Source organism: Bathymodiolus platifrons methanotrophic gill symbiont (assembly GCF_002189065.1).
In the GTDB taxonomy this organism is placed as follows: domain Bacteria; phylum Pseudomonadota; class Gammaproteobacteria; order Methylococcales; family Methylomonadaceae; genus Methyloprofundus.
This window is the reverse complement of the sequence record NZ_BDMN01000408.1, coordinates 1-4105: the sequence shown is the minus strand read 5'-3', so window position 1 is coordinate 4105 and position 4105 is coordinate 1. Positions and strand designations below refer to the sequence as shown.

Genomic DNA, 4105 nt, shown 5'->3' with positions numbered 1-4105 from the left:
CGTTAAGACTACCTCAAATGGCTGGACGGCTATTCGGAATGCAATTCTTGCCTCCCTCGCGCGCTACTAGCGCACTTCGGATCAGCGAATTGCCCTGTCGCCTACCAGGGACTAAAAATCATCACTCCGCTTAGGCTCCGTTTCCCTGATTTTAAGCGGTTGAAACTACTCAGGATATATTAGAGGAACTGGGACAATTTTTTCAACCGCCCTCGGTACAAAGCAACACAACCAATGCCAGCCAATCAAACAGACTTGACGCCGAACAGCAAAACCTGTTGAATTATGTTCTATATAGCCCCACTTCAATAGATCAGCTAGTCAATAAAACAGGCTTTTCAGTAAAAAATATTGCATCACACTTGCTCATTTTAGAGCTACAAGGTTATATTATCGCCACCAACGGCGGTAATTACACACGAATAAAATAATTGGCAATCAAGCTAATCAGCCCAATATAGGCTCCTTAATGAATGAAGATATCTTTGATGTACTAATCTATCTATTTGAAAACTATATGGATAGTGATATTGACATCATCCCCGATACTGACATATTACAAACAGAACTTAAAGCGGCAGGATTTAATTCAGGCAATATTTCAAAAGCCTTTGAGTGGCTAGATATTCTTGCACTACATGAAGAACCCACTTTTAAAACAGCGCATAACTTCCGTATTTTTTGTGCCGAAGAATGTCATAAACTGGATATGGAATGTCGTAATTTCATCCTGTTCCTACAAAGTATAGACATTCTTGATTCTGTCAGCCGTGAGTTAGTCATTGACCGTGTTATGGCGATAGAAAATAAACATATTTCAATTGAAGAATTAAAGTGGGTCACTTTAATCGTCTTACTTAGCCAGCCAGGTGAAGAACTTGCCATTGCACATATGGAAAATATCATCTATCAGGAAGCATCGGCTTTATTAAATTAATATTGGTTTAACACGTATGAGCAAAAATTTAATCATTGTAGAATCTCCTGCAAAATCCAAGACTATTGAAAAATACCTAGGTAAAGACTTTCAGGTACTTGCCTCTTATGGACATTTACGTGACCTTATCCCTAAGGAAGGTGCTGTTGACCCTGAGAATGACTTTGCCATGAAGTACCAGGTACAGGAGCGCAATCAACGTCATGTACAGGCCATTACCAAAGCGCTTAAAGGTGCCGACACCCTCTATCTCGCAACTGATCCTGATAGAGAAGGAGAAGCAATTTCATGGCACTTACTGGAATTACTCAAAGCAAAAAAACTACTAAAAAATAAAGTAGTTCATCGCGTAGTCTTTCATGAAATCACCAAAAAAGCGGTGACTCATGCGATACAAAACCCGGGGGAAATCGCGACGACACTGGTTGATGCGCAACAAGCCCGCAGAGCTCTGGATTATCTAGTAGGTTTCAACCTATCCCCTCTATTGTGGAAAAAAATTCGTCGCGGTCTATCCGCAGGCCGGGTACAAAGTCCGGCACTACGCATGATCGCCGAGCGTGAACTGGAAATTGAAGCCTTTAAAACGCGTGAATACTGGTCGATTACCGCTAAACTAGCACATGAAAAACAAGCCTTTAAAGCCAAGCTTACACACTATAATGGCGAAAAACTTAGCCAATTTAGCATAGAAAATGATGCTCAGGCACAAGCGACTCAACAAGTTCTGGTTGCAGCCGCTGATGGTAAGTTAGTCGTTAAAAAATTAGAGAAAAAACAACGCAAACGTAACCCTGCAGCCCCATTTATTACTTCAACGTTACAACAAGAAGCGGCTCGTAAACTGGGTTTTACCACTAAACGTACCATGATGGTTGCCCAGCAACTTTATGAAGGAATGGATATCGGTGGGGGCGAAGCTGCCGGGTTAATCACTTACATGCGTACTGACTCAGTTAATCTGGCAGAAGAAGCATTAGAAAATATCCGTCAATTAATCAGCGAAAAATACGGTGCTGATCAGGTACCGAAAGCACCTCGTACATTTAAGACTAAGTCTAAAAATGCCCAGGAAGCACATGAGGCAATCCGCCCGACTTTAGCAGAGCAAATACCAGCAAAGCTTAAAAAGTACTTAAGCAGTGACCAGTTCAAGCTATATGACTTGATCTGGAAGCGCACTATTGCCTGCCAAATGATTCATGCAACCATTAATACCGTTTCTGTTGATTTAGTTTGTGGTAACGATAAAAATATTTTCCGTGCAACAGGTTCTGTTATTGCCAAACCCGGCTTTATGGCGGTATATCTGGAAGGGAAAGACGACAATAAAGAAGCAGATGATAAAGAAACATTTTTACCATCTATGGCTGAGGGCGATGCAATCCCCTTAGATTCAATCGTCACTAATCAACATTTTACCGAGCCACCACCTCGCTACAGTGAAGCTAGCCTGGTTAAGTCCCTGGAAGAGCATGGCATTGGCCGCCCATCAACTTATGCCTCAATTATCTCCACCCTGCAAAACAGAGAATATGTCACTCTGGACAGTAAACGATTCTACCCCACCGATGTAGGCAGAATTGTAACTAAGTTCCTGACTGAGCATTTCACGAAATATGTCGATTATAATTTCACAGCAAATCTAGAAGATAATTTAGATGCGGTCTCGCGTGGTGAAAAGGACTGGGTCCCGCTCATGCGCGACTTCTGGATCCCATTTACCAAGCTGATTCATGACAAAGAAGAATCGGTACAACGTAAAGATGTCACTCAGGAAGCCATAGATGAGAAATGCCCCGAGTGTGGTAAACCTCTATCAATACGTTTAGGTCGTAATGGCCGTTTTATCGGTTGTACCGACTACCCAACCTGTTCCTATACACGCAACCTAAATGATGATGGAACCGAGTCGAATGAACCGGAAATTGTTGCCGATAGAAAGTGCCCTAAATGTGAGTCTGATTTAGTCATTAAAACGGGTCGTTACGGTAAATTCATCGGCTGTAGCTCCTATCCTAAATGCAAGCATATTGAACCTTTAGAAAAGCCATTAGACACTGGCGTTGAATGCCCTAAATGCAAGAAAGGCAGCATCCTGAAACGCAAGTCACGCAACAATAAAGTATTCTACTCCTGCTCAGGCTACCCTAAATGCGATTACGCACTATGGAATGTCCCGGTTAATGAACCTTGCCCAACTTGCGACTGGCCAATTCTGACACTTAAATCCACTAAGAGTCGAGGTCCAGAAAAGGTTTGCCCACAGAAGGATTGCAAATATGCCACGCCTTATGAGGGAGATCCTGAAGATATTAATGGGCCGACAAGTTAGACTCTGAGTTACAAACTAGTACGACCAAGGTAGTTGATGGCCAGGGTATATTTTGAGGACAAGATGAAGGCATAGTTTCACTATGCCAAACTTGCTCAGCGTTGCATTCAGAAATATAGGCCGTCAAGTTGTTAAAAACAGCTGATTACGAACGACTCTCGACCAAAATAGAATAAAATATCTACGCTCAAAGATCGATGCTATAACATTGGGGTCAAATTTTGGGGTCAAGTCTTTCCGAGCCATATAAATTGGTGAAAAACATGTGGCACAGAAAGACCTGACCCTATTTATTCCATAAAATGGATAGATTACGCTGGCATAAAAAAGCCCGACACTAGGTCAGGCTTTGGTGGGATACCGAACTGAAAAGACGGTTATGTATTAACTAAGGAATAAGCACGAAACAACTTCCCGATATTAATTATTCTTGAGGAATTGCACGGTAATTCCATTTTGGTAAATGTGTATCAAATACAATCGGCATTATTTCTTTGAAGTCAGCGGCATATTTTCGTCCTGTCTCGTATATTTTGTCGAGTATGTGAACAATTGTTGTTAGTCCTTTTGACGTTGATGTTCTAGAAATCAATGTTTTAACTGTTTCAACCGAGTCAAATACAACACCTTCACAAGCACGAGTCACATGAGGAAAAAAACGATGTTCAATGGGATTATACTTGGAGGTATAAGGAGGATAGTGGGCAATCCTAATTTCCAATCCAAGTGCATTCGCAGTCTTTTGTAAATCTTCTTTAAAAATGTAGTGCCGTGAGCTGTTACTCCCTCCACCATCGCAAAGGATCAACAATGATTTTGCTTTAGGATAATGA

Annotated in this window: 4 protein-coding genes; 3 read left to right on the top strand and 1 reads right to left on the bottom strand. The window is 41.6% G+C overall.

Annotated elements, in window-relative coordinates:
- Positions 1 to 176: 176 nt before the first annotated feature.
- Genes CDZ78_RS23910 through topA form a run of 3 tightly spaced genes read left to right on the top strand, consistent with a single transcriptional unit; the run spans position 177 to position 3272 of the window.
- Positions 177 to 431: a DprA-like winged helix domain-containing protein gene (locus tag CDZ78_RS23910; protein WP_221899772.1), complete on the top strand. Its 255-nt coding sequence runs from the start codon at positions 177 to 179 to the stop codon at positions 429 to 431.
- Between the two features lie 38 nt (positions 432 to 469).
- The gene (locus tag CDZ78_RS18375; RefSeq protein WP_087871278.1) at positions 470 to 937 is read left to right on the top strand and encodes a Smg family protein; all 468 of its coding nucleotides are present in this window, start codon (positions 470 to 472) and stop codon (positions 935 to 937) included.
- Between the two features lie 16 nt (positions 938 to 953).
- On the top strand, positions 954 to 3272 hold the full coding sequence (gene topA, locus CDZ78_RS18370) for a type I DNA topoisomerase (RefSeq protein WP_087871277.1): 2319 nt from the start codon (positions 954 to 956) through the stop codon (positions 3270 to 3272).
- Positions 3273 to 3696: 424 nt separating this feature from the next.
- On the opposite strand, the gene CDZ78_RS18365 is transcribed toward topA, so the two are convergent.
- Positions 3697 to 4105 (bottom strand): ISAzo13-like element transposase-related protein (locus CDZ78_RS18365; protein ID WP_444979216.1); only part of this gene is annotated, 409 nt, incomplete at its 5' end.

Coding starts and splice junctions, on each gene's coding strand:
- CDZ78_RS18375 (WP_087871278.1), top strand. CDS start 470: ATGAATGAAGATATCTTTGATGTACTAATCTATCTATTTGAAAACTAT.
- topA (WP_087871277.1), top strand. CDS start 954: ATGAGCAAAAATTTAATCATTGTAGAATCTCCTGCAAAATCCAAGACT.